This is a genomic window from Lactobacillus amylolyticus (genome assembly GCF_003999355.1).
Taxonomy (GTDB): domain Bacteria; phylum Bacillota; class Bacilli; order Lactobacillales; family Lactobacillaceae; genus Lactobacillus; species Lactobacillus amylolyticus.
Map to the genome: position 1 here is coordinate 1,202,554 of NZ_CP031835.1, position 26,568 is coordinate 1,229,121.

Here is a 26,568-nt window from a genome sequence, read left to right on the forward strand (position 1 = left end):
TAAACCTTATTGATCTAACAATCAGAGTTAAAATCAAGCAATGCATCGTTAGATGCAAAGTTTCAACACTTGTCCCGAGCTATCGAGGGACTTTTTTTATGCACAAAAATAGGGAACCACAAAGGTGGTTCCTATTTTCATTTATAGATCAGCTATTTTTACTCGTTTTTCAAATAAACCAGTTGGAGATTGATAAATTAAAACCGCATTTGAAGACAAAGTAATACCTGATGGCATCTGTAGTTGACCAAGAGGTGTTGTGAAACCTATATTTTTAAGGTTTCCCATAACCGGATTATCATGCAAACCATTCAAAATCTGAAGCAGAGTTTCTCTTTGTTCATCAACAGTTAATTGAACAAACTTATCTCTTCCTTGATGGAGCTTTTCTCTGAACTTATTAATATCAAACAAAGGCAAATACTTATCCACTTTTTCAAGAATTTCATCATAAGTAGAAATTTGGGCTTGCCTAATCTCATCCTCAGTATGTGTTTTAGAATTTAAATTACCAGTAACGACCTTCATCGCATCCCAACTTAAGGTTAATTGCTTAGCATTATAAGCATAAGTAGAACTACCTAACATAAATTTCTTGTCACCATCAAGAATTACCTGTTTATAAGGAATCTTGTCCTTAACAATTTCAAATGATAAAATGGCAGATTTTCTCTTACCTTTTTTATTAAATAAGATATTAGGTTCAAGAATTTGCTTTAAATTTTCATCAGCATTTTTAGCGCTTTTAAGTTCAACTAAAGCTCGCATTGGGACCCCAACTACACGATATTCCGAACCCTTCTTTTTATTAATCTTGACGATTGCCATATATGCATCAGCATTATTACTGTAGCCACCGTAGATTTCTGTTGATAATCCTTTAGCTTTAGGAATCAAATTACGAGACTTGGCTGTATCACGACCACTTCTAGGGTAGAGCGTCATTTTGAACATCTCTTGATCATGAGTCGAAGTATCTCTAGAAACAAGCATATATTTAAAGTTATACGCTTGCTGAAGCTGTTGCTTGATTCTATCTCGGTCTAAAACTACAGGACCATTTTTACCAGCACGAATCTCATTTTCATCCCGTTCGAATAATCTAGAAATAAAGTCAAATCGACGAGTATGTTGTAAAATCATATCTTCTTTTTCTGGATCTGAACTAAACTTCTTATATTGCCCATATACAAAAAATGGCCGCAAGTTAGGATATGCTTGATAAAGTACATTTCCACAAACTGTTGATAAGTAGGCATCAATGGCATGATGGTAGTCATTGACTTCTCTACTCTTATACAAGTTAAGATGTTCACGTAAATAATGATTTGAACTTGCTTTGACAACAATAATCTCAGATTCAGGATATTGCGCTTGTAAAATAGTCGAAACCAATTTAATAATTTGACTTGTTTCAACTAATTGCCGTTGAATAAATCCAGAAGCTTGATATTTATTAATACTCTTAGGATCTAATTTAAGATTCTTATACTTTCTCTCACTAATAAGTCCTAAATCAAGCCACTTTTTCCACATTGCGGAGATTGTTATACCTAAGTTAGCAGCTTGGCGATTTCCAAACATTTTGACTGGTACATTATCAGACTTGCCATTATTAACTGGACTAGCTACTAAGACACGGTTATCAAGCGAATCGTCTTTAATAAAGCTTTGTGGCAAAATATGGTCTATTTGATATCCAGTGGTAATTTCATCAATTGGGATTGGTTTACCAGTATATGCATCTCGACCGGCTTGCATAAAGTAAAGATAAAACTTATCATAAACAAATTTATTGTCTTTTCTTGCCTTACGAAGATTTTCTCGTAAAATAGTAGAAATTAATTCATCAGCAATATTCTCATAAATGCTTTGCAAACGTGCTCCTCTAGCTCTTGTTCTTTCACGTTTATCAGCATCCCTAGCAAATTCAATGGCAATCTGTTTAGGTGCTTTACCTGAAGCAGCTTTAACAATATCGTTAACTACCTTCATAACCTGGCGAATTGCCTTTTTATTTGCAGGAGAAGTATAAGCATCTGCTAAAATCTCTTCGGTTGAAGTTGCTTTGACAATTTTTTGATTTTCCTTAGTAATAGCCGCTTTAAAATCAGGTTCATTGACAATCTGCATGAAGTTCTTCTGACTATCCCACAATTGTTCCATAATTGTTTGACCATTACTATCATGTAAACCAGTAAGGATTTTTTGAGATAAACGTCCCCAACCTTGAAATCTAAGATTAGTTAAAGCCTGAATTTGTTTTTGATTAAGCCAGTCCAAACTTTGTAATTTTTTTCGATAAATTGACTTATCTTCAAAGATGGTAGACCACTCAATAATTTTTTCAAAATCATTGCGATATGCAGGATCATCAATTACTTCATCAAAAAGATGTTTATTTTTTAACTTGTTATAAGTAGCCAAGCCAGAATTAAATTTCTTAGGATCTGCTAAGCCTTTAATTTCAACGGACGGTAAACGATATTTTTCTTTTAAATGTGTAATTAATTTGTGGCTGCTAACAGTGGTATTATGCTTAAATAATTGCTCATAAACTTCTTGCTTAGTTTCAACCGAGATGCGATGACCATTGATACGAATATTATTTAACTCATTCAATACCGTAAATTTCTGGTACAGCAAAGAATTTGCTGGCAGAACGTCTTCGCCTAACAAATAAGTATCCTTAGTAGTCATTCGTTTAATAAAGCGGTTAGCTGATTCCATTCGATCAACTTTTTGATCAAAGTTCCAAGGCGTGATTCGCCCAGATCCTTTTCGAACCATCCAAGCAAAGTTTTGGTTTTGTTGTGTTTGCTTATCCTTAGCTTTTTCATTCGGCTGAATCATTGGACCAACATAATAAGGCACTCTGAACCGAACCAATTCATCCAATTTATATGGTGCTTGCGAGCGATGGGCCTCAATTGGATTTTCTTCTCCTAAAAATGGATAATATTTGCTTTGGTTGGCAATGATTTTATCCAATTCGATTTGATGAAGCTGAAACGGAATTACCCCATTTTCATCAGTTCTTTGTTTTGGCATAAATGAATCTAAAGCTATTTCATCGAGAATCTTTTTGACTGCAGCTGAGGCGTCAAGGTTTTTCTTGATTTCAGCGTAGAAATCTTGCTTTGATAAGACTCCATTCTTTTTCAAACCTTTCTTAGCTTCTAGCAAATGTCCATGTCGATTATTAACGTAAAGATCATAGGCCAAAGCCAATTTCTTAGCCTTTTCCTTATCCGCGTGATTATCAATTACTTTCTTTAGCAATTTAAGATCGTTTCGATGATCCTCATATTTGCGTATCATTGACTCAGACAAAGTCTTGCCTTCATCTACAATACCGCTAAGAGTAATTGCACTAAACAATTTACGAACTTCAGCTAAGATAGTTTGCTTATTTTCATCTAGGGTGGCAATTATCTGCTCTAATTTTTCATCAGCATCAGCATCGTTTAATTTAAACTCCCAATTTGACTTCTCATCTTTGTCGACTTCTGTCATCAAAATGGTTTCTAGCTTGGCTTTATATCCTAAAATTACATTTGCTATTTGCTTGGCAACATCCTTGCGTAATTCACTTTCATCTTTATTTTCCGAAGGAACAAACAATAACTTACTAATCTGTTTGGACTTGTCCAATTTAAAAATTGTCTTGTCTCTAAGAATATCTTCAATTTGATGAGCATTCTCAGTCGCAAATTCAATGCTGTATTCTTCCGTGAGTTTCGAATATGCTTCATTTAGATTTTCTAAAGTTGTCTGCACATCAATTTTGGAAGCATTAAAGTCCTTCACAGGCGTATCTTGTAGAAAGTTTCCTCGATATTTCACTATATGATGAATTGCAATGAAAATTTCTCGTAAATCAAATTTGCGGTCTTTCGTCATTAAAGCATTACGCAAATGATAAATGGTTGGATACTTATCATAAAATTCTTTGTCTTCCTTTGCACTAGGAAAAACGATCGAAGATGTTTTCTTTCGGCTATCCTTTGGCGAAAGTCCTGATTCTTTTAATCGGGCAAAAAAGTATGGATCTATTTTTGCCATTTCAGAATCAAAAATTTCTTCTAGTAATCTCAGCCGCCATTTTCTTCTCTTAATCCGGCGTCTGGTTGTACGAAAACCACGCCGGTCAGCTGCTGGTATGCCTTCTTCAAATAAATGCGAACCAATTGCACGTTTCCCATGCATTTTCAAAATATTATTTTGAAAGTCGGTAGCTACCCACCCACATGAATCTGTACCTATATCAAGACCAATCATATAATCTTCTTTAATTTTAGTCATAACTTTCTGCCTTCTTTTTTTAGAACGTTCCTTACTAATTCTAAGCCTTATTGATCTAACAATCATCTAAAACTACAGACTAAAAGTAGTGTAATACTTCATCAAATATTATCTACTTAGCACTATTATTTTTAAATTACAAAAAAATAAACTCCTCTTTTTTCTTTTCGCATTATATTAATTTGACAACATTTTCTTATTATTCTAGAAGCATACGAAGACTTTATATTAAATGAATTAGCAACTGCCTCACGATTAAATGAATATTGCGTTCCATATTTTTTATAAAAATCCATTATTTTAGAAATTGTTTTTTCTTGAAAAATTTTGTTTATCCCTTTGTTATCCCACGCTTCTAAAATTAAATGATAATCTATTTCATTAGAGAGTCGTATTTTATTATATTGAAGTGTACTATTTTGAACTTGAAGTGTACTATTTTGAACTTGAAGTGTACTATCTTTGCTCTGAAGTGTACTATCTTTGCTCTGAAGTGTACTATTTTGTTCATTCAACTCTTTATTTTCTACTAAAGTAGCTACACTACGATTAGGTAAAGTAACTAAAAACACAGTACTATCTGAATAAAAATCTGGTTGTTCAATAAGTCCTTTATAAGAATTTAGAATTCTTTGAATTCCACTGCCTCTGCGGTCCATATAATGTAAACGTCCAAAAATATCTGAAATAATTTCATTTCGTCTCATAGAAGGGACATGTTGCAAATTAAGATCTTGAATTCGACTTCCATTCATCATGCCACCTGGAGAAACTATTTCCATTCGATCATCAAACATATCGATATGAACTTCTGAACCTTGTATTTGATAATCACGGTGGATTAAAGCGTTAACTAAAACTTCACGAACAGCTTTAAATGGATAATCACTATTTTCTTCTCGACGCATTCCACGAATAGTCCAAGGATTTTTTGAATTAGTTCTAATAAAGGCTTCTGCATTAGATAATAAAGTAATTAAGCTAGCATCTTCAAATTCTTCATCATCTAAAGCATCGCCTTCAATACTCCCTTTTTCTATTCCTTTCCATCTAGTACATACTATTTTAGACTGTGGTAAATATCCCTGATCACACAATAGTAAACCAGCATTTGTTACAATATTTTTTTCTGTAATAAAACCCATAGATATTAAATCACGTGAAAGATCAAAGTCATCACCAGTTTCTTTCTTAAAAGTAGCTGCTAATAAAGTAAAACTAACATCTGACAACTTGTAACTTGTAGGTAGCGCATCAAAAGTTTTATTTACTTCAAGTAAATTAATAAATAAAACGAAACTGTCAAATAGTTTGTGTAAGGATGAATGATTCCTTAAATTAATTTCTGAAAACATTAGAAAAAGGAGTTCCTTTCTCGTATGATTGGATTGAACAAAAAAACAACATACAGAAAGAAGAACTCCTTCATGAATGATTTTACCAAAAATATGGCTCAAGCACTCCAATAATCAAGACAAAGTTAATGATTTTTTGCGCAAGGAAATTCAAACTGCAGTTAATCAATTGCTTGAAGCTGAATTAACTGCCTTTTTAGGCTATGATCCTTATGCAAAAAGCGGATGGAACTCTGGCAACTCCAGAAACGGCATCTATTATCGCAAGGTTGATACACGGTTTGGCCAGATCGAAATTCAGGTTCCCAGAGACAGAAACGGCGAACTTCATCAGCACACTCTGCCTGACTACAAGCAGCATGCAGATGTGTTGGAAAACATGATCATCAAGCTTTACTCTAAAGGCGTAACTACCAGAGAGATAGCTGACTTGATTGAAAAAATGTATGGCAGCCATTACAGTCCGGCTCAGGTATCAAATATTTCCAAGCAAATGATTCCAAAGGTTGAAGCCTATCACAAACGCAAGCTTAGCGACAGGTTCTTTTGCGTTTATCTTGACGCAACGTATCTTCCGCTGTGCCGAGAAACGTTTGAGCGTGAAGCCGTCTATATTGCCATCGGCATCAGGCCCAATGGCCATAAAGAAGTAATCGACTACTGCATAGCACCCAGCGAAAACGTCGAAGTTTGGACTGAAATGCTTCAAAACATGAGATCGCGGGGGTTGAAGCAAGTCGAGCTTTTCTTGTCCGACGGTGTAACAGCTCTGGCAAAGACTTATCCCAAAGCACATTTTCAGCGCTGCCTGGTTCATGTCATGCGCAATATTTGCAATAAAGTGCGTGTTGACGATCATGAGACAATCATGAACGATTTCAAGCAGATTCATAAGCAGCCTAACAAGACAGCCGCCGTACAAACTCTTCATGCATTCTATGACAAATGGAACAAGGCATACAATCATGTCATTAGAAATCTAAAAGACATTGAGCCTGATCTATTGGTCTTTTACAACTATCCCAAACAGATCAGACCCTCAATCTATTCCACCAACATGATTGAATCCTTTAACAATGTCGTTAAACGCAAGGCAAAGCCCAAAGCAGAGTTTCCAAGCGAGCAGTCGCTTGATACTTTCATTGGCATTCAGGCAATGAGCTACAATGATCGCTACTTCGACCGAATCCATAAGGGCTTTGGCCAAGTGCAGGATACATTGGAATCCTATTTTGAATAAAAGATAAATTAAAAAATCTATTTACGAGAAAGATTTATTTACACAAACTATTTGACAGTTTCCAATTTCCATATAAAGAAAAATGCGAGCTAATAATCATAACCATCGAAATTATTCTTAATAGCTCAAATTTTGAATCTCTTCTTCTCATTCTACTCCTCTATTAAAATTTACTCTTAACAATCATCCTTACTCGCTTCAACATATTCATAGCAATTTCATTACGCAACAGTACAAGAATTGCTCCATACACAATAACTGAAAAAATTACTGAAAAGACCATTCTCAAAACTAAAGCTTCCCAGCTCCATGCACACAATAAACAAACTGCAACAATACCGATGCAACCTATAATAGATGAAATTATATTCTTAAAATTATTCTTAGAAAGAATAACCGGTTTAATGATATCCCAACAAGCCCAGCCATTCATAACCATAACCATAAATTCAGCAATAACAGTACTAAGTGAAGTACCATCATATGACATAAACGGAATCAAAATAAAATTCAATGCAACATTAGTTATTCCTGTTATAATAGTGTTTCTTAATACTTTAGATTCACGTTTAGCAGGAATCAATACACAGTCTGAGAAAATCCAAGCAAAAATCGAGAAAATTATTGCCCAAGTAATAATTCTAAGTGAATTTACAGAAGGTAGGTATTTATGACCAGCAATAATTAAAACCACATCTTCGCTAAGCATTATTAAGCCAATCGATGCTGGTAAAACCAATATATTCAGTGTTTCAATCACACCAGAAAGAACTTGATTATATTCTTTAAGTCTTCTTTGTCCTAACAACATCGCCAATCGTGGAATAGCAACTGTTAATAATGCTGATAATACTCCCTCTGCCATTTGATAAATTTTTACAGAAACACCATAAATACCAACAGCATAATCATTTTTCAATAGTCCCAAAATTGTAGTATCAGATGATACATACAATGTAACAGCTACTGAAGAAGCAAAAATTATCAATATTGGTTTTAAATGATATTGCCAATTTACATCTTTTACTAATCTAATATCACAAAAACTCTTAGCATGAATATAATTTAAAATATTAGATCCAACACTAGCAAATACAGTTATAGCTGCATACCAAAGATAATCTTCAGGTTTTCTAACTAGAATAAAAAGTAAAATTATTGAAAATATTTTGAAGACAATACTTCTTATAGTGATGTAGCTATAATCTTCATAAATAGTGTATATCCATTCTGTTCCTATGGTTGTAAAGATTATTTGCAATCCAAATATTAGAGTACAAGATATATAATTATTAAGATTTTTAAATACTAATAAACTTCCTAATAACAAAACATAAGCAACAACTGTTGAGTAAATATTAATAGTAAAAACTTGACTCGCAAACTCACTTATTTTCTTTTTATTATCTCTATATTTCGCGCCTTCACGAACTGCATAAGTTGCCACACCTAAGCCAGCAATAAGAAGAAAGTAATTTACATATATATTAGAGAAATTATAAATTCCCATTCCATTTACGGATAAAACTCTAGATACGTATGGAAATGTTATTAACGGGAATATAAGATTTAATATACTTCTTATACTATTTAAAAAGGCATTTAATCCTAACGATTTTTTTTTCATTATTTATTAAAAAATTCTACTTAACTTTATTTTTTAATGACCGTACTAATCTATCGATTATTAATAGGCAAGTATATTTTCTATATTTTATTACTTTTAAATTGTATTCTTCCTTTATGCTATTCGGTGTATAATTCAAAATATTTATATCTTTAAGAGAAAACACTTTATCTATCAATTTCTTTTTTTCAACTATAGACAACGAACTACTCAAAATATATTGAGCCGTTCTATATCCTAGCCAATTTTTAAAAGAAATAAAATTTAAATCTTCTTTCTTTTGCCATACATTATTAATTATATCCACTATTATTTTATCTTCCTCAATTTGATAATTTATATTTTTTCTCCATGAAGCATGCATAGCAGAATTAGGTCTATCAATCAAATAGTGATAATAACTTTTAGGATTGCAATATACTTTAGATAACTTTTTACTATAATTTAAGTTGAATCTAAGATCTTCACCTATATCAACATTTTCAAACTTTAAATTAGATAATGAATCTTTTAAATAAAACTTATTCCAAACATAACTTATAAATCCATTCTCACATAATTGTGGAAATTTTTTTTGAAATTGATGATTTGATTCTAAAAATTCCTTTTTAGGTACATTAATATTTATCATATTACGGTGCATATCATAACTATCATAACCAAAAATAACCACATTAGCTTTATATTTTTCGGCTATTTCATAATTTTCTTCCAATAAATTAGAATTAAGAATATCATCTGGATCACAAAAATATATATATTTTCCCCGTGCCCGTTCTAATCCTATATTTCTCGCACTACTTACACCAGAATTTTTTTTATTTATCAATATTACATTTTGATGTTTATTTTTATAATCTAAACAATATGAATAAGAATTATCCGTTGACCCGTCATTTATTAAAATCAATTCATAATCTTTAAAATTTTGTGATTCAACTGATTTAAAAAATGCAGATAAATATTTTCCCACATTATATATTGGTACAATAATAGATATTTTCACCATATCATCTTTTTTCATCTACTGCCTTTAATGCAGCTTCAATAACTTGATCCATATTGTAGTACTTGTATTGACCAAGACGTCCACCAAAGATAACTTTATCTTGATCCTTAGCTAATTCAGCATATTTAGCATACAAGTCATTATTACGCTTATTATTTACTGGGTAATAAGGTTCATCCCCACGATGCCAATCAGCCGGGTATTCACGCGTAATGATTGTCTTATTTGGATCACCTTTACCAAACTCGAAATGCTTATGTTCAATGATGCGAGTGTAAGGAATTTCAGCTTCAGTGTAGTTGATTACAGCGTTGCCTTGGTAATTGCCAACATCCTTTTCTTCAGTTTCAAAACGAAGTGAACGATATTCTAGTTCGCCCAATTGATAGTCAAAGAAACGATCAATCATGCCTGTGTAAACTACCTTATCATAGTTCTTAAGGTGTTCATCCTTTTTATCAAAGAAATCAGTATTTAACTTAACAGTAATGTTAGGATCATCCAACATCTTCTCTACCATCTTAGTGTAACCGCCAATTGGAATCCCTTGATAGTTATCATTGAAATAGTTATTATCATAAATTAATCGAACTGGAAGACGTTTAATAATGAAAGTAGGAAGTTCGGTACATGGTCGACCCCATTGCTTCTCAGTATAGCCTTTGATCAACTTCTCATAGATATCTCTACCAATCAGAGAAATGGCCTGTTCTTCCAAGTTTTTCGGCTCTTTGCCAGCCATCTCTTGACGTTGTTCATTGATCTTATCCATAGCTTCCTGAGGAGTTCTAACTCCCCACATTTCGCTAAAAGTATTCATATTGAACGGCAAGTTATACATATGTCCTTTGTAATTAGCTACAGGGCTGTTGGTATAACGATTGAAGTCAGCAAATTGATGAACATAATCCCACACTTTCTTATTAGAGGTATGGAAAATATGAGCACCATATTCATGAACTTGAATACCATCTACTTCTTTAGTATAGATATTACCAGCAATATGTTTTCTTTTTTCAATAACTGTAACTTTATTGCCTCGTTTTGCAGCTTCATGGGCAAATACTGCACCAAAAAGGCCTGCACCTACTATTAAATAATTCATAAACAGACTTCCTTATCTAAATTTCCTTTAACCCAATATCACTTTGCTTTTACATATAATTTTGAAAATGACTTATAAAGTAAGGGATTCATCATTCCTTTGAAAAAAATTTGCTTTAAAAATGTGTTTTCAAAATCAGGTATTGACATATTATTTTTTTCAATTTGAATAGTCCTAATGGCTTTTAGTAATTCTAGCCAATATTTGTCTTTAAATTTTATTTCATTTACTCTTCCATACTCAGATAAAATAAGTCTTAATTGAACATAAAGCCTATACATCAAAATATTATTGTGAGTATCTTTAATTTGATTAAGTGTAGATAACCATACAACCAAATAATCATTAATAATCGATTTTCTAACATCAGTAGCAGTATTACCAGGACGATCACGCAGATAATATGCTAATGGTTTATCATAGTACATAATTCTTTTAGTTTTTGATAAAGCTAAAATATAAAGTAAAAAATCAGTGTAACTAACGTGTTGAGGAAAATTTACTTCTTTTAATAAACTTGTTTTATATAATTTGGCATGTGGAGAAACTTCAAAAAAGGAAAATTCTTGAATTTCTTTTCTAGTTGTATAAACTTGTTCCGGTTTAATTTGTTTTAATGATGATGGTTTAACATTTCTACTTATGGCTTCAGAATTGTCTGAATAAACATCATATCTATCAGCAACTGTAACGTCCAAATTATTTTTCTGTGCTAATTTATGCAAAACCTCTAGGCAGTCTTCCCGAAGCCAATCATCAGGATCACAAATTATAAAATAATCAGAATCAATTAATTTTATTGCATATTCTAGAACTGAGCCATAACCGCCATTGGGTTTACTAATCACTCTAATTCTTTTATCTTTTTTTTCAAACTCCTTTGCTATTTCGACAGAATTATCTGGTGAACCATCATTTATTGCTAGAACTTCAAAGTTTTTAAAAGTTTGTTTCTGTAATTTGCTCAAACAATTAGTGACATATTTTTCTACTTTATACATTGGAACTATTACACTAATATCTGGTTTCATTTTATCCCTTCAAATAAATATCTCGTAAATATATAGCAGTTTCTTTAATATCGTAACCTCTTTGCGTTATACAAGTATTCTGCTCTTTCCTATCTATTTCTTTACATTCTTCTTTTTGAATTCTATCTTTCCATTTTTTTAATGGTGCACCTAGGTCAAGAAAATAAACTTCATTTGTTAACTTAATATCTCTAGGAACAGTAGAAGATGCTAGGACTGGTAGCCCAGCAGCCTGCGCTTCAATACTTGCTATCCCTAATCCCTCATATTTGGAAGGAAACATAAAAATATCCATTGCTTGTAAATAGTCTTCAACATTCATCACATTTCCTATAAATTTAACATTGTCTAATAATGAATATTTTTCAACTAAGTCGATCAAATTCTTCCTTTCGGAACCATCCCCAATGAGTAATAATTTATATTTCTTATTTTTATTAACCAAATACTTCATTAATTTAATCAAAAATGCTTGATTTTTTTCTGGTGCTAATCTGCCAACTGTTCCCAATACCATATCATCAGAGGAATATTTCAATTTTTTTCGATATTTTTCTCTTATTTTGTCATTAAAAATATACTTACTTGTTTTAATACCATTTTTTATAATTTTTCCTTTTTTAGAAAAAATATTGTTAGAAAATTGCCATTCAGCAGCTTCATAAGAAGGCGCTAGCAAAACATCTGCATAATTACTAAAAATAAAAGAATATATTTTTTTAATAATTTCATGTTTTATATTCTTTTTTCCACCTGACATATGTGAATGAACTATAACTTTGTTTACATGGTTTACTTTAGCAAGCAGAGCAAAAATGGCTAAAATAGATATACTTCCACTATTTATGTGAACTACATCATACTTATTTTCCTTTAACAACTTGTTATACTTTTTAATTACATTAAATCTATTTTTTCCAATTTTAAATGGTAAATTAAATACATATAATTTTGAATTTAACGAATCAATGAAATTTTTATAATAAGAATTATTTATAAAGTATGGCGTTAAGAAATCAAAACATAGTCCTTTTTGATTCATATTTTGTAATGTTTTAAATACAAACGATTCTTGTCCGCCATATGAAATTGGCTCTCCGAAGGCTATTAATATTTTAGTCATTTATTATCTCTTTCTTCTTGCATGCATCCCAAAAATAATCATCCAAAAGCAATGCCCAAATAAAGAAATTTATATAGCTAGTGTAAAACAGAACTAATATAAGCAATAAAAAATAAATTAAACTAAATTCTACTTGCATGTGATTTCTTTTTTTTCGCCATAAAGCATGAAAGATAGGAAATAAGTATAATGAACCGAAAAGTAAACCGCCACTATTTAATATTGCAAATATTGAATTTGAAAATCCTGCATTAGCTGCATTTTCTCTAAAGGAATTAATAACTGAAAGATTGTTATACCCCCATCCCAAAATTGGACTCCTGATCCAAGCTTGTAATCCGGCTATATAGTCATCATATCTTATTCCAAAAGATGAAGTTGAACTAAAACTACCCGCTTTTGTAGAAATAATCTCAATTAACAAAAATACAATAATAATCATTATGGGGAGAATTATAATATTTTTTGATTTTTTAGCGAAACTTGTATCTCTAAACATAAAGAAAGTTAATATTATTCCTATTATAATAGCCGTAGTAGAATTACTGGTTATTATCCCTATCATCAAAATGGAAAAAGCTGTTTTAAAAAACTTAAAATCATTTTTCAAAATATATAAAAAGAACAAAGCTAAATCTAAAACGGCTGCATACATAGGTCCTTCTACAAAAATGGCAGTATTTCTATATAAACCCACATTTAATATGCCACCATCAGCATACTGTACCCCTCCAAAATATAAATTGTAATACGATTGAGCATTAAGTATGTTTCCCCAGTCATACCGAAAAGTTCCTGTAGGAGATATTAAATTTAAATTTGTACCTAAAATAAAGAAAAACAAAGATACTAATGTAATCAAAACTGTCCAAAAAACAAAATACCGCATTAATCGCACTTTATTTTTTAAATTATTCATTGGTAAAAAATAAAATAAAATAATTGGTGCGATTAAGAATCTAGCTGAATAACTTAGCCAATCAGAGGTAGACACATCAACGATTAAAATAAAAACCGCAATAAAAAAATAAATCAAACTATACATTGCAGTATGATTTGCTTTTTCTTTAGAAATCAAAGGATTTTGTATTCCATGAAATAACATTGATATTAAAATTAATATCAATGTTATTTCATATATATGATAATTACTGGTAGCACTGTTTTGATACAATGATTGACAATTTAAAATCAAAAATAAGGCCAATAATATATCAATTACTTTTGAAATGTTACATACAACACTAGATTTGTGCATTCTACTTTCCTACATATTCAATATTCGGATAAAAACTTTTTCCTTTTTTAAAGCCGTAAACATAACATCAAATTTTTGTTTTTTATTTTTGGCTTTAAATAGAATTTTAAGAATATACTTAGCAGTTCTAAGATCCAAATAAACCTTTCCTTCTAATCCATCTAATCGATACAAAACTACATCATTTCTAAATAAGTAACTAAATCTATTTATACGTTCAACCGGAGCATCCACTATATCTGCACCGACATTTGAACTACTAAAATGATTTACAACGCTAGTTGGTACATACTTACATTGGTATTGTTTAGAAATTCTTCTAGAATATTCCCAATCATCAGACCAAATGAAAAATTCTTTGTAAGGTAATCCGACTTTCTTTACTACCTTTGTTGGAATAAAAAATGATACAAAAGAGGCATATTGAATATTTTGAATGTTTTCAAAATTATGCAATCTCCTCCATTTAGATTTTTTCTGTATATTCATTTTGCAAATACTATTATCTTTCCACAACACTTTGCTGGAAAGGAAACCGTAATTACCATTTAATTTTTTATCTTCTTTAATTAAAGCTTCAAGAGCTGTTGGAGTAGGAATAGTGTCATCGTCCATTATCCACATATATTTATAATCAAGTTCTGCTGCTTTACGCATTCCAAAATTAAAGCCTCCAGCACCTCCTAAGTTTCTGCCTGTATTGATATATATGATATCTTTATTATTTATATATTGTTGTATTGATTCTTTAGTAGAATCTGTACTTGCATTATCAATAACTAAAATATCCAAAATATTCTTGTAAGTTTGTGCAAGTAAGGCCTTTATATTTTTTCGCAATAGTTTCTTTCTATTATAAGTTACAACCACAACTGCTACTTTATTATTCATTCCAAATTCTCTTTTCGTCTAGAAATGTGTTTTCGTTTTAATCCCTATTTTTCTTTCAATAAGTGAAACAGCTTTTTGAAAATTTTTCTTTCCACCAAGCTGTTCCCACTTAACTTCAGTGGCTTTAAAATTGTTTGTTTCAAGCCATACATCCATTAAAAGTTCAGATATATAACCGAATACTCTTGCCTCTTGAACTGAATAATCAGAGATATCTATTTTATCTTCTAATCTTTTCAATACACTAAAAACAAACTGACAATATGAATCAAAAGCTTCCTTATTCATAATAAACATGTTAAACATGTGTGCTTTCGTTCTATGCATTACTTTGTCATAATTTGAAAGATATCTTCTATAATATTGCGCAATTATCTCTCTAGTTTTATCTAATGGCTCTTTATGATGAGCATGGACATAATGCGAATAATTAGTTTCAATATAATAGTTTCTCTTTTTAGGAAGAATAACATCATACTTTGAAAGTAGTTTTTCTATTTTTGGTTTACTTAAAACATTGTTTAATGAATAAGGCTTAGTATCAAAAAAGAGCCGACGATAGTGAACAAGACCAATTGCGTCTACATCCCTCAAATTTTTCCAAGCCCAATAAACTGCCGTCAATTCATTATAGTTTGGATTTTTAGAAGAAATATTTTTCCCTTCGTCGTCTCTTTGATATTTAATGCCGGGCTTATAATTTTTAGCCGCACCTACTAAAACTGGTAAATATCCCTCTGCGTGTGGCATAGGAAACTTCTTATGAGCAGCAACCATAATTACAGTTTTAATTTTAAACACGCAACCTTTCTTATTTTAAAAAGCTCCATCTTTCTTTAAAATACTTATACAACAAGCACAGAAAATTTTTATATCGTACCAATACGAAGCATTTTCAACATATTGCAACTCAACATCACAACGCTCAGGATAACCAATATTTGATCTACCAGTAGCTTGCCATAAACCTAGAGCACCTGGTTTTACTGATAAGAATTCTTCTAACCGATCACCATATTCCACCAATTCTTTTTTTACTATTGGTCGTGGTCCTACCAAGCTCATTTCACCAATTAAAATATTCAAAAACTGTGGAATTTCATCCAAAGAAGTTTTTCTTAAGAAGGCCCCAATCTTAGTAATTCTAGGATCTTCACCTTCTGGAAGTTTAAATCCATTATCAACGTATTTTTTGTATAATTTAGGATCTTTTTCTAAAATTTTATCTGCATTGTAGATCATTGAGCGAAATTTATACATTCTGAATGGTTTACCATGCAGCCCAATTCTAACTTGTCGATAAAACGGACTATGCCCATCTTGTGCAAAAACGATAATTGCTAAAATTAAGATTAACGGAGATAGCACTATCAAAGCAATTGCACTTATCACTATATCTGTCACTCTCTTGAAAAAATGATAAACATGATGGTTAGCAATTTCTTTTGCATTTTCTTCTGTTTCATTCATTCTACTCTCCATCATAAGAATAATGCTTCTACTCAAATCTATATCAGTTTAAAACAACCAAAACTTTCTCTTTTTCTTCAATGGTCGCCAGTCGAGCTGCACGTCATCGCCATTGACAATCGCTTGCGCGTTATCACGAAATTCTTGAGCTTTTTCACTCCCAAATTCGTTGCTCAATTTTTCCAGTGCTTCGCTATATTCATATTGTCTCTTTGGCAAATCATGTGCATCCGAAGCAAAACAAGCACATTGTCCTGCTTCAATGAATTTTCGACTCATTTCTTCTATATCTTTACCAAAGGTTCCAACATAAGAACTTGCAGTGATCTGAACTAAGCATCCCTGCTTAATTAAATTCTGCAAGATCGTCGGTCTCTTCAAGATCCGATTATTTCTTTCCGGGTGAACAATAATCGGCGTAATCCCTCTTTGCATCACCTTGAAGATCATATCTTGCGAATAAGCCGGAACATCATCACTTGGAAATTCCAATAACATGTATCTGCCATCTTCATCTAAGAAGAGGATATCATCATCTTCTAGAGCTTGGGGCAAATCACCAGAAATTCTAACTTCTTGTCCCGGAAAGACGGTTAACGGAATTCTCGCTTCCTTAAGTCGCTGCTGATATTCGTCAGTTAACTTAATGACATCTTCTTTGTGATTTAAATATCTACCATTTAAGGTATGTGGCGTACATACCGCGTGGGTGACGCCATCTTTAACTGCATCCCTTGCCAACTTCAATGAGGTCTTCCAATCTTTGGAACCATCATCAATTCCTGGCAAGATATGACAGTGAATATCAACTAAAGTCATTATGATCTGAATCTATCCCAGAAACTCTTCTTTTTTTCTTCACCGTAACCATAGCCATAGCCGTAGCCGTAACCATAGCCATAACCAGCGTTGGACGAAGAAATATCATTCATCACATAGCCTAAAATACGTACCTTGGCAAACTTAAGCATTTCAACAGAACGTTTAATAGCTGCTTTTTTAGTGACACCTTGGCGAACAACCAAGACAACGCCATCAAGGTGACTAGCAAGTTCTTGTGTATCGGAAACTGCCAATACCGGAGACAAGTCAATGATGACAACATCATAGTGATCACGGACCAATTCAATGAAGGTTTGCATCCGCTTGGACCCAATTAATTCAGCTGGGTTAGGTGGAATCGGACCTGAAGTAAGAATTGACAGGTTATCAACGCCGCTGTCTTGAATCACATCATCCAGATCAATTTCTTTGGCATCAGAAGTCAAAACTGAAGTCAAACCACGTTGATTGCTCATATTAAAAGTTGAGTGCAAAGTTGGCCGACGAAGGTCTCCATCGATTAACAAGGTTTTGCGTCCAGCTTGAGCATAAGTAACAGCAACATTAGCAGTTACCGTTGACTTACCTTCGCTGATGTTGGCTGAAGTAAAAGCCATTGTTTTAATATCATGGTCAACCGCCATGAAGTTGATGTTAGTTCTAACGATTCTAAATTGTTCTGACACCGGACTCTTAGGATCCGCGACAGTGATCAATTGAGCACCTTTTTTCATGGTCTCATTAGTACCACGTTTTTTTCTAAATAAAGCCATTTGCGTTTCCTTTCATTAAACCCGACGTCTCTTATTGCTCTTTCTGCCGCTGTTAATCTTGAATGATGAAGCAACGTGGAAGTGGGCAATTTGACCTAAGTTAGTTAAGCCTAATGTCTCAGTTAAGTAGTCATCATCCCGAACAGTGGTATTAGACATTTCCTTGATCAAGACAATGGCAAAACTCAAAATTAATCCAATAACAAAGCCAGCTAAGGTAAAGAGTTTAACGTTAGGTGAAGTTTGTTCACCATTAGTAGCTGGGGCAACAATCGTAACATTATTGACGTTCATAATCTTAGGAATTTGTGCCTTGAAAGCCTCAGCTACCGCGTTAGCTTCTACCTTTGCCTTTTCAGGCGTATTAGCGGTTGCATTAATAGCAAAGACCTGTGATTGTTGTTGGGTTGTTACAGAAATACTGCCGGCCAATTCACCAGCTGAAATGCTGTAAGACTTGCCTGATCTTTCGATGACAGCCGGTTGGGCCTTCTTAACTAAAACTCTTGTGCCATTTGCTTTAGTTTTATATTTAGCTGGTTGCGCTTTTTTAACAACCTTGACTGGGTTGGCCAAGCGTTTTGACGCATCAGTCAAGACAACAGGACTCGTAGCAATATCCTTATAGGTAGTAACTAATTGCATGTTTGCCTGCTGGGTCACATAAGCGGTATTGGGATCTGTTTTATTTTTTTGGTTAACCAGCAGCTGAGCACTAGCTGAATACTTAGGTGAAATAATAAAGCTAGAAACGGCCCAGCCCAAGAAGGCCAAACCAACGCTCCAAAGAATCAAAGCCCAAATATGCTTGCGGCAAATTTGAAGCAAATGCGTTAAATCAATTGTTTGTGAATCTGTATTTTTGTTTTGATTGTCCATCCATCTAATCCTTAATTATTTCTCATTACATAGCTTGCGCTGTTCTTCTTAACAGTTACGGTTGGCAAGCCAAGCGCCTTTCTCAACTTATTAGATACGCGTTGGCGTTCGGCTCGACTGATAACCTCAATTTCCATTGGACCAAATTTCGGATTATTAGTCATCTTGCTTGTACCTTGTGCGTGATCTTGAACCAAATTATCGGTAGCCTTACGGTAATCCCTCCCGATCTTGTACATTTGGCTCATCGTCAAGTCAGTTTGCATTTCACTTGAAATTGAATTCAAGAACTTCGTATTAAGCAAAGTTGAAGGGGAAATTGACTTCTTAAGAAGGGCCATCACTACCAACCGGTCACGTTGCTGACGACCATAGTCTTGGTTAGGGTCACCATGACGCAACTGACAAAAGGCTAATGCCTTCTTACCATTCATATGGTAAGTCTTACCCTTAACGAAGGAATAGCCCATATTGTTGAATGTTAGTGGTGAAGTAACATCAATACCGCCAATTTGATCAATGGCCTTCACCAAGCCACCCATGTTAATCATGATATAGCCATCAATTGGCACGCTGTAGTATTTGTCTAGCGTCTTGATAGTTTCGCTAACGCCGCCAAGCGTGTAAGCGGAGTTGATCTTGGTTACGCCATATTGTGGGTAATCAGGGAAGATCGCGTTGGAGTCACGCGGAATACTCATAATCGTGGTTGATTCAGTCTTAGGATTAATGGCCATCATCATAATGGTATCGGTCCGACCTTTCCACTTACGTCCCATCGCACCGGTATCGGTACCCAAGAGCAAAATATTAATTGGCTGCTTCTTGGCAAGCAGATTGTCCAAAGTTCTACCCTTGTTGCTTGCCGTGTTCTTATCGACCGGCGTATACATGTTGTTAGTCGCGTCACGAACATTTTTGTATGCCATTCCGGCAACAAAAAGTCCAACAACGACCACAAGGCCGATCACGATCCAGAACACGCGCCAAAACTTGCGGTGGTGATGTCTGTGATGGTGGTAATGATACTTATGCTGTTGTTGGATATCTTCTCGTTTTTTCTCTTCTGCCATATTTATTCTATTATCCCTTTTATAAAACTTTGTTTTTCAATTTTCTTAATTATATAACAATCCCTGTCAATTGACCATCTATTGAAGCCCTTTCACAGGATTTTTAATAAAAAAAGAAGTCTTTTTCTTCTTATTATATAGCCTATGTAATAGAATATAATTACAATTTAGATAAAAAGGGTGGGTGACTAAATGATTGATAATCAACCCAAAAAGACAAAAGCATTTATCGCTGGGGTAAACCTCAATGACCCTAACTTCGAGTATTACATGACGGAATTGGCCAACCTAACGGAAGCCAACAATATGGAAGTCGTGGGGCAAGCAAGACAAAACGCGGAGAACATCGTCGCCGGAACTTACTTCGGTCTCGGCAAGATCAATGAGATTAAGGCAATGGCACACGGCTTGAAAGCCAAAGTGCTGGTCTTAAACGACGAGCTCACGCCCGTCCAGATCCGGAATCTGGAGAAGCTCACAAAGCTGCGTGTGGTCGACCGAACAGAACTTATTCTTGAGATCTTCTCAAACCGTGCCCGCACCAAGCAAGCTAAATTGCAGGTGCAACTTGCACGCTTGCAATATGAATTGCCGCGCTTGCACCCTTCAGAGAACAACTTGGACCAGCAGCGTGGCGGTGGCTTCGCCAACCGTGGTGCCGGTGAATCAAAACTTGAAATGAATCGCCGGACAATCGGCCAACAAATTTCCGCAATCAAGAAGGAACTAAAGGCGGTCGCTAGTCAAGAAGAGATCAAAGCTGCGCGCCGCAACCAGAGCCGCATCCCTAAAGTAGCCTTAGTCGGCTACACCAACGCCGGCAAATCCACCACGATGAACGGACTGCTGAAGGCGTTCAGCGACGAAGGTGCCAACAAGCAGGTTTTCGTAAAGAATATGCTCTTTGCGACGCTTGACACCAGCGTGCGCCGGATCGACATGAAGGATAATTTCAGTTTTATTCTGTCGGACACGGTTGGCTTTATTTCGAAATTGCCGCATAACTTAGTCGAATCATTCAAGGCAACCTTGCAAGAAGCTAAAGACGCCGACCTGTTGGTCAATGTGGTTGATGCATCCGACCCGAACATAATTCAAATGGTGCGGACAACGCAACAAGTTTTAGGGGAAATAGGCGTTAAAGATATTCCAACCATCACCGCCTACAACAAAGCTGATAAGACGGACCACAATTATCCGCAAATCGAAGGCGATGACATTCTTTATTCCGCAATTGATGAACGCTCAATCAAACTATTGGCAAATCTAATCGTCAAGCGCGTCTTCAGCAATTACGATAAATTTAATTTAAAGTTGCCGCTCGCAGATGGCAAGCTTCTTGCGTATTTGCATGAGCATGCGCAGGTGCAAGATGAAGATTATCGCGACGATGGTGTGTATGTGACGGCGAATATTGCTCCGGCGGATCAGAATCGCTTTAAGAAATTTTTAGTTTAATAAATCAAAGCTTTCCAAACTGCCTACCATCAGCTGGACACCACCAACTATACGCACACCTGTGAAAAACACGGTGACTTATCCAAGCAGCACCGTCTTTCCGTACGAGTTATTAACAAGCGACACCCCATGGAGTGCATATTTCGCCAACGAGCGAATTTCCCGCACGCCAAAAGTCTACATCACTGATTTGACCACCGGCAAAAAGTACAAAGCTACAAGCGTCCGCAACTATGGGACCGACTACTATGGTGCCGGCTACAGCGCCACAATTACCTTCAAGCCGAGTGCGTCCATGAAGATCGTCAACACGCATAAGTACAAAGTACAAATCGGCAGCATTTACACTTACAGCTTCAGATTGTTCAGAGAAAAGAGCACGCTGACGACGACTTCAAAGAAGTCCACGAAGAAAACCAGCAAAAAGGTGACTAAAAAGACGAAGAAAGCTGCAAGCAAGAAAAAATAAACGCAAAAAAATAATCCACAAGCTAATGCCTGTGGATTTATTTTTATCTCTACAATACCCGCTTAGCAATCGATGGGTAATAGTATGAACTAAGCGTCTGCAGCACTACCCCTTGATCTGGCGTAGCCGCATCAACGTATTGGTTATTGCCAATATAAATAGCGACGTGGTATGGAGCTGTTGTTGAACCCCAGAAGATCAAGTCGCCGGCCTGCAAATTGCTCATTGAAACCGTTGTTCCCACTTTGACCTGATCATAAGTCGTTCTCGGCAAGTTCACGCCAGCTTTCGCATAAACATATTGGACAAGGCCGGAACAGTCAAAGCTGTCAGGACCAACTCCGCCCCAAACATAAGCCTTGCCAACTTCTTGATTAGCCAAACTGACAATTGTCGAAGCAGCGCTGGTTGGTACCTGGCTGCTGGCTTTTGCAGTTTTTGTAGTCTTAGTCGTTTTGCTAGTCTTCTTTGCAGTCTTAGAAACAATCGCCGCTGCCTTCTTAACAGAAGCGGCCTTATTTCTGCTCTTTTTCGTCGTCTTCTTGCTGGTCGTAGTGGTGCTATCCACGTCGACTGTGTAACGAGCCTGGATCCATTCGTCATCGCCCACCATATACCAAAGATTGCCCTTCTTATCAACGGCAGTCTTAACAACATTCCATTCAGTACCGTCCTTAGCTTGGTAGCCTAAGAAGCAGCCTGAATTGTAGGAGGTCCAGATCTTAACGCCTTTACCCGGTAAATAAGAGATCTTGACCCGCTTAATCGCTGTTTTGAAAGTAGAAGCAGCGACCGGTTTCAATGAGGAAAATGTCCCAAGACCAGTAACAGAAATTGCTGTTGCTGCTCCCAGCTTTAATAATCTATGCTTCATTTTTTGTCCCCTTTGGTAGCGAAAAATGACATCACTGCCATTTTATATATGGATACAATACCAATTGTAGCTACTTCGACCTTTTATTTCAAATGCAAAAAAAGAACTTGAGAAATTATCTCAAGCTCTTTTCCTTTATATTTCTGTTGATTAATTAAGGATACGTCTAGTGGTTGATGGGTAGTACGGGTAATGTTGATGCCTGCTGCTTTTTCATAAACGTATTGGGTTAAACCAGAACAATCAAAGCTGTTAGAACCAGTTGCGCCCCAAACGTAGCTCTTGCCTGCTTCAGAATTGGCCAAAGCAATAACAGCTGCGGCATTGCCAGTAACTTGAGATAACTTCTTAGTAGTCTTCTTCTTGGCAGTTACGGTAGCAGTCTTAGTTGATGAAGCACTGCTTGCTTTAACAGTGTACTTAGCTAGCCAAAATCCATTGACCTTGAGTCTCCCTTTTTATCCTCTGTATGTGGTTTATTCAATACGTAAAAAATGTTTCAAAAGTGATACCGGAGCGTAAAAAAAGAGCCCTGAAGCCTATTGCTTCATGGTTCTTTTTTACATGATGAGATAATTAATTTTTTAACATTATTATTTCAAAACACGCTTTGCAGCTGATGGGTAGAAGTATGGACTCAAGGTAGCCTTGATAACGCCTTGACCTGGAGCTGCTGCGTGAATATATTGACCGTTACCGATGTAAATACCTACGTGGTAAGGTGCTGAAGCTGAGCCCCAGAATAACAAGTCGCCTGGTTCAAGGTTGCTCAAAGATACGCGAGTACCCTTGGTTACTTGACCGTAAGTAGTTCTTGGTAAAGTTACATTAACAGCATTCTTGTAAACGTATAATGCCAAACCTGAGCAGTCAAAGCTGTAAGGACCGGTTGCACCGTAAACGTAAGCTTTGCCGACTTGCTTCTTAGCAAGAGAAACAACTGCCTTACGCTCTTGGGTAACAGTAGCGGCTTGAACTTCTTGAGCGTGGCTAACTGATGGGACATTGATGAATGAGGTACCCGCGAAAAATACTGATAAAACTGCTGCGAACTTTACTAAACTACGTTTCAAAATTAATTTTCTCCTTAACGAATTGATAAATTTGATCTTTTTAGATCTTAATTACTCGACGGTTTATATATTACATGGTGAATGTTACATGAATATGTCAAAAAAAATACCAACGCGTTAAGAAAAAATTTAAATGCTTTTATTTTGTGTAATGTTTTGTAACTAAGAATGCATAAAGCTTGCTATTAAGCCATCGAGCTGCTCTGCTGTTTTGGCCCAAGTATCGTTTATTAAGATGTGGGCATATGGTTTTAAATCATCCGGCAATTCATTCAACTCTTCGCCGCTCAAGCGCTCTTTAACGCTCTCAAGGCTGTCGCCGCGCCGAATGAGCCGCTCTTTCAACTCATCTTTTGACGAGGTTGTAACATATAAGAAATAAACATGATTTTTCAGCTGCGTAACATAAGACTTGACGCCATTTATTTCAACGATTAAAGACACCAAATCATTGCTCTGCCAAGCTTTGTGCAATGCTTCTTTGCTTGAGCCATACTGATATTTGCCATATTTTACATGTTCAAAAAAGTGCAACTGGGCAAAGCTGGCATCATCTTCAAAGTAATAATCCACCTTATTTTCTTCGCCTGGACGCTTGGGCCGGGTGGTATGGGTGACAACGCGAGGAATGCCAAATTTTCGCTTCAGATAGTTGGAAATCGTGGTCTTGCCCGCGCCGGACGGACCCGCAATTAAAATAATTTTCTTCATTTGTTTCTTTTCCTTGTAAACTTTGTCTTTTTATAATAACATTCTACTATTGTAAAAAAGAAGAGTATTATTCTTATGTAAGAATATGTATAGGAAGGAAGTCTCTTAAATGAAAAAAGCCAATGTGAAGATTGGAGCTATCGTTACTGGCAAGTCCGAAGAAGAACTTAAGAAGCCTTTCCAAGGTAAGGTTGAAAAGATTTACGAAAATTCCGCTCTTTTAGCTATCACTTCTTATGATCCCATTGATGAAACTGCAGTCAGCGATTTGAACAATAAGATCGTCGTTAACTTTAAGAACTTAAAAGCTGCTCGTGCTGTTAAGAACAGCAAAACTGCTTTAATTAATGAAGTCAAGGTTGAAAAAGTAGCCAAGAAGGATACTAAGAAGCCTGCTTCAAAGGACAAAAAATAATTATTAGCAAAAACAGTGGCAGGGGTCTTGCATCCCTGTTCTTTTTTTGCCTAAAATGAGCCTAGTATTTTTACGAGGAGTTCATTAATGAAAGAAAAAACGAAAAAAATTATCTTCTACTTCATCCTGATCCAGCCGTTTTTGGATCTGTACTGGTTCTACCACGGCAAGCTGGCCGACCTTCTGCCCTTCACCTTGCCGACGATCATCAGAATCCTGGCCGTTTTCGCCATCTTCTGCATGTTTTTCAGTCAAAAGCAAAACTGGCAAAAATTGGGCCGCGATAAATGGCTGATCGCCTACCTGGTGCTGCTGATTATCTATTCCGTGCTGCATCTGTGGCACGTGCGCACTTTTACCAGCGTCAACCCAAATGACTACGGCTACTCCATGTTCGGCGAAATCTTCTATTTAATCAGAATGATCTTGCCCCTAATGATCATTTACTTCACGCGGCAGGTTGAATTCGACAAGCACGACCTGTGCCTGGTCATTGAATGGCTGTCCGGGCTTTTTTCCGGCACGATCGTGATCAGCAACCTGTTCGTAATCTCGCTGCGGTCATATGAGACGGGCTTCATCTCCGCCAACATTTTTGAATGGTTCGTCAACCCCAACATCGGCTACTCCCACATGGCCTCAAAGGGTTTCTTCAACTTCACCAACATGGTTGCTGCAGTCTTGTTCATGCTTCTGCCGCTGATGCTCTACTACCTTTTCAGCAATTTCAATTGGAAAACGGCGGGCTTGACCAGTGTCCAAGCCTTGGCCATGATCGAACTCGGGGCCAAGGTCGCAGCCATCGGGCTTTTATGCGGAATCGGCATTGGAATTCTGCTTTATCTGCTTCACCGCTATGCTTTTAAAAATATCAAGTCCAGCGGCAAGGCTTTGATCACCGCGATTCTGATCGAAATCGTCTCCCTGGTCATTCTGCCTTTTGGCCCAGCGATCCAGCGCTACAATTATGAAATCCAATTAGCGCAGCAGTCCGACCATGATTTAACTCAAGAAAAGGCCGAATTAAAGGCGGGCTTGGCAAAATACCCAACCGGTGCCAAACGCGAGGCCTTCCTGCGTAGTTTCATCAAAAAGAATTACAAAGCCTATGCCCTAAACAAAAAGTTCGTCTTCAAGAGCTATCCTTATCAATATGATCCGGAATTCTGGCTCGGCATTATGCGCGAAAACGGCGAATTGCGGATGCAGAACCGACACCTGGAACAGATGATGCTCAACCAGGTTGTTAAAACCAACAACAACCGGCTAGACAAAGTCTTCGGCATCTCCTACATGCGGCAAAACAACATCTTCAACCTAGAGCGGGACTTCATCTCCCAAGTTTATTCACTAGGTTGGGCCGGCATGCTGCTGTTTGTGGGACCATACGTCGTTATCCTGCTCTATGGCGCCTTCAAATGGCTGACGGATAAGCGCGTGCGCAGCTACCTGATTTCTTCATTATTAGCTGCCATTGTCTTCATGCTGGCGGCTGCATATTCATCCGGCAACGTGATGGACTTCTTAACAGCGAGCCTGATTCTAGGCTTTGTTGAAGGAAATTTATTGGTTCAAATCAAAAAAGGCGAGGAATAATCCTTGCTTTT

General features: G+C 35.7%; 23 protein-coding genes and 1 pseudogene. 5 read left to right on the top strand and 19 right to left on the bottom strand.

From position 1 onward, the window contains the following. Positions 1-141: 141 nt before the first annotated feature. Positions 142-4,305, bottom strand: coding sequence for a type II CRISPR RNA-guided endonuclease Cas9 (gene cas9 / locus D0Z64_RS06225; protein ID WP_127345750.1), 4,164 nt, complete (start codon positions 4,303-4,305; stop codon positions 142-144). A gap of 131 nt (positions 4,306-4,436) precedes the next feature. Beyond that, positions 4,437-5,660, bottom strand: a complete 1,224-nt coding sequence (locus D0Z64_RS06230; protein WP_080881731.1) for an ATP-binding protein — start codon at positions 5,658-5,660, stop codon at positions 4,437-4,439. A 72-nt stretch (positions 5,661-5,732) separates the two neighbouring features. On the opposite strand from D0Z64_RS06230, the pseudogene D0Z64_RS06235 reads away from it, so the two are divergent. After that, a pseudogene (locus tag D0Z64_RS06235) lies at positions 5,733-6,900 on the top strand (IS256 family transposase). A gap of 163 nt (positions 6,901-7,063) precedes the next feature. On the opposite strand, the gene D0Z64_RS06240 reads toward D0Z64_RS06235, so the two are convergent. The 13 genes from D0Z64_RS06240 to D0Z64_RS06300 are packed head-to-tail and all read right to left on the bottom strand — an operon-like array spanning position 7,064 to position 19,961. Next, the gene (locus D0Z64_RS06240) at positions 7,064-8,527 is read right to left on the bottom strand and encodes a flippase (RefSeq protein ID WP_127345752.1); all 1,464 of its coding nucleotides are present in this window, start codon (positions 8,525-8,527) and stop codon (positions 7,064-7,066) included. A gap of 16 nt (positions 8,528-8,543) precedes the next feature. After that, on the bottom strand, positions 8,544-9,551 hold the full coding sequence (locus tag D0Z64_RS06245; RefSeq protein WP_127345753.1) for a glycosyltransferase family 2 protein: 1,008 nt from the start codon (positions 9,549-9,551) through the stop codon (positions 8,544-8,546). Further along, positions 9,538-10,641 (bottom strand): UDP-galactopyranose mutase, encoded by a 1,104-nt coding sequence (gene glf, locus D0Z64_RS06250; RefSeq protein WP_127345754.1) that lies wholly within the window; start codon positions 10,639-10,641, stop codon positions 9,538-9,540. The genes D0Z64_RS06245 and glf overlap by 14 nt, the downstream gene beginning before the upstream one ends. A 38-nt stretch (positions 10,642-10,679) precedes the next feature. Beyond that, complete coding sequence (locus tag D0Z64_RS06255; RefSeq protein WP_127345755.1) at positions 10,680-11,672, bottom strand: glycosyltransferase family 2 protein; 993 nt, start codon at positions 11,670-11,672, stop codon at positions 10,680-10,682. Position 11,673: 1 nt separating this feature from the next. Next, positions 11,674-12,795: a glycosyltransferase gene (locus D0Z64_RS06260; RefSeq protein ID WP_127345756.1), complete on the bottom strand. Its 1,122-nt coding sequence runs from the start codon at positions 12,793-12,795 to the stop codon at positions 11,674-11,676. Continuing rightward, on the bottom strand, positions 12,788-14,053 hold the full coding sequence (locus D0Z64_RS06265) for a hypothetical protein (RefSeq protein WP_127345757.1): 1,266 nt from the start codon (positions 14,051-14,053) through the stop codon (positions 12,788-12,790). The genes D0Z64_RS06260 and D0Z64_RS06265 overlap by 8 nt, the downstream gene beginning before the upstream one ends. A 9-nt stretch (positions 14,054-14,062) precedes the next feature. After that, entirely contained in the window at positions 14,063-14,944 is an 882-nt protein-coding gene (locus D0Z64_RS06270; protein ID WP_241244173.1) for a glycosyltransferase family 2 protein, read from the bottom strand. Between the two features lie 18 nt (positions 14,945-14,962). Beyond that, entirely contained in the window at positions 14,963-15,736 is a 774-nt protein-coding gene (locus tag D0Z64_RS06275; protein ID WP_127345837.1) for a DUF4422 domain-containing protein, read from the bottom strand. 24 nt (positions 15,737-15,760) lie between these two features. Beyond that, positions 15,761-16,414 (bottom strand): sugar transferase, encoded by a 654-nt coding sequence (locus tag D0Z64_RS06280; RefSeq protein WP_241244175.1) that lies wholly within the window; start codon positions 16,412-16,414, stop codon positions 15,761-15,763. Positions 16,415-16,462: 48 nt separating this feature from the next. Further along, a complete protein-coding gene (locus D0Z64_RS06285; RefSeq protein ID WP_127345758.1) occupies positions 16,463-17,233 on the bottom strand; it encodes a tyrosine-protein phosphatase in 771 nt (256 codons plus the stop codon). Next, entirely contained in the window at positions 17,233-18,009 is a 777-nt protein-coding gene (locus D0Z64_RS06290; RefSeq protein WP_127345759.1) for a CpsD/CapB family tyrosine-protein kinase, read from the bottom strand. The genes D0Z64_RS06285 and D0Z64_RS06290 overlap by 1 nt, the downstream gene beginning before the upstream one ends. A 15-nt stretch (positions 18,010-18,024) precedes the next feature. Next, the gene (locus D0Z64_RS06295; RefSeq protein WP_127345760.1) at positions 18,025-18,888 is read right to left on the bottom strand and encodes a YveK family protein; all 864 of its coding nucleotides are present in this window, start codon (positions 18,886-18,888) and stop codon (positions 18,025-18,027) included. An 11-nt stretch (positions 18,889-18,899) separates the two neighbouring features. Then, positions 18,900-19,961 carry an LCP family protein gene (locus tag D0Z64_RS06300; protein WP_127345761.1) on the bottom strand — a complete coding sequence of 354 codons (1,062 nt, stop codon included), beginning with the start codon at positions 19,959-19,961 and terminating at the stop codon, positions 18,900-18,902. Positions 19,962-20,153: 192 nt separating this feature from the next. Here D0Z64_RS06300 and hflX point away from each other — a divergent pair, with 192 nt between their 5' ends. Together hflX and D0Z64_RS06310 are read left to right on the top strand one after the other, a co-directional pair. Next, positions 20,154-21,419 carry a GTPase HflX gene (hflX, locus tag D0Z64_RS06305; RefSeq protein ID WP_080881757.1) on the top strand — a complete coding sequence of 422 codons (1,266 nt, stop codon included), beginning with the start codon at positions 20,154-20,156 and terminating at the stop codon, positions 21,417-21,419. 73 nt (positions 21,420-21,492) lie between these two features. Next, a complete protein-coding gene (locus D0Z64_RS06310) occupies positions 21,493-21,888 on the top strand; it encodes a hypothetical protein (protein ID WP_080881758.1) in 396 nt (131 codons plus the stop codon). Positions 21,889-21,937: 49 nt separating this feature from the next. On the opposite strand, the gene D0Z64_RS06315 is transcribed toward D0Z64_RS06310, so the two are convergent. From D0Z64_RS06315 to D0Z64_RS06330, 4 genes are all read right to left on the bottom strand, one after another. Further along, entirely contained in the window at positions 21,938-22,762 is an 825-nt protein-coding gene (locus D0Z64_RS06315) for a C40 family peptidase (RefSeq protein WP_080881759.1), read from the bottom strand. A gap of 83 nt (positions 22,763-22,845) precedes the next feature. Continuing rightward, complete coding sequence (locus D0Z64_RS06320) at positions 22,846-23,067, bottom strand: C40 family peptidase (RefSeq protein ID WP_241244178.1); 222 nt, start codon at positions 23,065-23,067, stop codon at positions 22,846-22,848. Between the two features lie 288 nt (positions 23,068-23,355). After that, entirely contained in the window at positions 23,356-23,835 is a 480-nt protein-coding gene (locus tag D0Z64_RS06325) for a C40 family peptidase (RefSeq protein ID WP_080881760.1), read from the bottom strand. Between the two features lie 162 nt (positions 23,836-23,997). Beyond that, positions 23,998-24,546 carry a guanylate kinase gene (locus tag D0Z64_RS06330; RefSeq protein WP_080881761.1) on the bottom strand — a complete coding sequence of 183 codons (549 nt, stop codon included), beginning with the start codon at positions 24,544-24,546 and terminating at the stop codon, positions 23,998-24,000. 109 nt (positions 24,547-24,655) lie between these two features. On the opposite strand from D0Z64_RS06330, the gene D0Z64_RS06335 reads away from it, so the two are divergent. Continuing rightward, positions 24,656-24,961: a DUF2187 family protein gene (locus D0Z64_RS06335; protein WP_080881762.1), complete on the top strand. Its 306-nt coding sequence runs from the start codon at positions 24,656-24,658 to the stop codon at positions 24,959-24,961. Positions 24,962-25,048: 87 nt separating this feature from the next. After that, positions 25,049-26,557 (top strand): O-antigen ligase family protein, encoded by a 1,509-nt coding sequence (locus D0Z64_RS06340; RefSeq protein ID WP_127345763.1) that lies wholly within the window; start codon positions 25,049-25,051, stop codon positions 26,555-26,557. Positions 26,558-26,568: the final 11 nt, after the last annotated feature.

Coding starts and splice junctions, on each gene's coding strand:
- cas9 (WP_127345750.1), bottom strand. CDS start 4,305: ATGACTAAAATTAAAGAAGATTATATGATTGGTCTTGATATAGGTACA.
- D0Z64_RS06230 (WP_080881731.1), bottom strand. CDS start 5,660: ATGTTTTCAGAAATTAATTTAAGGAATCATTCATCCTTACACAAACTA.
- D0Z64_RS06240 (WP_127345752.1), bottom strand. CDS start 8,527: ATGAAAAAAAAATCGTTAGGATTAAATGCCTTTTTAAATAGTATAAGA.
- D0Z64_RS06245 (WP_127345753.1), bottom strand. CDS start 9,551: ATGAAAAAAGATGATATGGTGAAAATATCTATTATTGTACCAATATAT.
- glf (WP_127345754.1), bottom strand. CDS start 10,641: ATGAATTATTTAATAGTAGGTGCAGGCCTTTTTGGTGCAGTATTTGCC.
- D0Z64_RS06255 (WP_127345755.1), bottom strand. CDS start 11,672: ATGAAACCAGATATTAGTGTAATAGTTCCAATGTATAAAGTAGAAAAA.
- D0Z64_RS06260 (WP_127345756.1), bottom strand. CDS start 12,795: ATGACTAAAATATTAATAGCCTTCGGAGAGCCAATTTCATATGGCGGA.
- D0Z64_RS06265 (WP_127345757.1), bottom strand. CDS start 14,053: ATGCACAAATCTAGTGTTGTATGTAACATTTCAAAAGTAATTGATATA.
- D0Z64_RS06270 (WP_241244173.1), bottom strand. CDS start 14,944: ATGAATAATAAAGTAGCAGTTGTGGTTGTAACTTATAATAGAAAGAAA.
- D0Z64_RS06280 (WP_241244175.1), bottom strand. CDS start 16,414: ATGAATGAAACAGAAGAAAATGCAAAAGAAATTGCTAACCATCATGTT.
- D0Z64_RS06285 (WP_127345758.1), bottom strand. CDS start 17,233: ATGACTTTAGTTGATATTCACTGTCATATCTTGCCAGGAATTGATGAT.
- D0Z64_RS06290 (WP_127345759.1), bottom strand. CDS start 18,009: ATGGCTTTATTTAGAAAAAAACGTGGTACTAATGAGACCATGAAAAAA.
- D0Z64_RS06295 (WP_127345760.1), bottom strand. CDS start 18,888: ATGGACAATCAAAACAAAAATACAGATTCACAAACAATTGATTTAACG.
- D0Z64_RS06300 (WP_127345761.1), bottom strand. CDS start 19,961: ATGGCAGAAGAGAAAAAACGAGAAGATATCCAACAACAGCATAAGTAT.
- hflX (WP_080881757.1), top strand. CDS start 20,154: ATGATTGATAATCAACCCAAAAAGACAAAAGCATTTATCGCTGGGGTA.
- D0Z64_RS06315 (WP_080881759.1), bottom strand. CDS start 22,762: ATGAAGCATAGATTATTAAAGCTGGGAGCAGCAACAGCAATTTCTGTT.
- D0Z64_RS06330 (WP_080881761.1), bottom strand. CDS start 24,546: ATGAAGAAAATTATTTTAATTGCGGGTCCGTCCGGCGCGGGCAAGACC.
- D0Z64_RS06335 (WP_080881762.1), top strand. CDS start 24,656: ATGAAAAAAGCCAATGTGAAGATTGGAGCTATCGTTACTGGCAAGTCC.
- D0Z64_RS06340 (WP_127345763.1), top strand. CDS start 25,049: ATGAAAGAAAAAACGAAAAAAATTATCTTCTACTTCATCCTGATCCAG.